The sequence below is a fragment of the Moorena sp. SIO3I6 genome (assembly GCF_010672095.1).
This window is the reverse complement of sequence record NZ_JAAHHU010001565.1, coordinates 1-1,161: the sequence shown is the minus strand read 5'-3', so window position 1 is coordinate 1,161 and position 1,161 is coordinate 1. Positions and strand designations below refer to the sequence as shown.

Annotated in this window: 1 protein-coding gene and 1 pseudogene; both read left to right on the top strand. The window is 41.0% G+C overall.

Going from position 1 to position 1,161, the window contains the following annotated elements; translation table 11 throughout:
* A pseudogene (locus F6K49_RS51255) lies at window positions 1-421 on the top strand (hypothetical protein); the annotation flags it as partial.
* A 52-nt stretch (window positions 422-473) separates the two neighbouring features.
* A complete protein-coding gene (locus F6K49_RS51250; RefSeq protein ID WP_293110615.1) occupies window positions 474-599 on the top strand; it encodes a hypothetical protein in 126 nt (41 codons plus the stop codon).
* Window positions 600-1,161: the final 562 nt, after the last annotated feature.

The following is a 1,161-nucleotide window of genomic DNA, read 5'->3' as shown; positions in this document are numbered from 1 at the left end:
TAAACAAGGTAATTCTATGGGATCTCCTTTCCAAGGGCATGAGGATTCTGTCAATTCGGTCGCCTTTAGTCCTGATAGTCAGTACATTGTTAGTGGTGGAGAGGACAGCACACTACGGCTGTGGGACAAGAATGGTAATTCCATTGGACTTCCTTTCCTAGGGCATAAAGGTTCTGTAATTTCAGTCGCTTTTAGCCCCAATGGTCAATATATTGTCAGTGGTGGATCGGACGGGACAGTGCGCTTGTGGCACGGAGGCAATTGGCAATCCTGGCTTTCTTTAGCCTGCAATAGATTACGCCACCATCCTGTCCTTGTGGAACCTAAAAGCGAGGAAGCCAAAGCCGCTGGAGAAACATGTCTAGAATATAGCAGCTGGAGCGAAACTAAAAAGACACTTTTTCAAAAAAAAGTAGAGTAAAGGTAACGAAGATACTGAAGGAAGAAACTATCCCACTTTTTCAGAACAAGCCATGTTACTAAATGCTCCATGGGACACAGATTCCGGTCTACTAATCCATCCACTAGAAGGTCATACAGGTAGTGTCACTGATATCGCTTTTAGTCCAGATGGCAAACAGATTTCAGTGGCAGTTTAAATTAAAGTGTTTATTTCATGTACCGTTAAGGTGGTTAATTTAGGAAGTTTTTCAGTTACTGAGTGACCAGCAACCAGTTCCCATTGGTCACTATTTATCAGTCGCTACAATCAACTCTCATGCTTTTATACGGCCTAGTCCTAGGAGTTGACCGTGTTCCACAACAAAGTCAACACAAGAAAGCACAGTACATGTTGGTCGTAAGCATTGCAACCATTGCTTAAAACTATTGTATAAACAGGCAAAATCAAATACCAATAACGCCCATAATGGGGATTAAAATGACTTGTTGTTATCTTTTTTTTTTCTACTGTTAGGAAATAACGTAAAGATAACGGGACTTCATACAGGGTAAGCGCAAGAATCAATAAGCTGTAGCTTATTGATAAAAAAAATGGCACTATTATCAACAAACTAACTCTTAGGGGTTTCGAGTCACGATCAACCGATATCCAGCCAATGCACATTATGGGCAATTTTTTTCTTGCGCTTACCCTGGGGACTTGATACCGTAGGAATGTCTAAATCTTCTGTAGCTTCAACATAAATAATTGTGCCATCC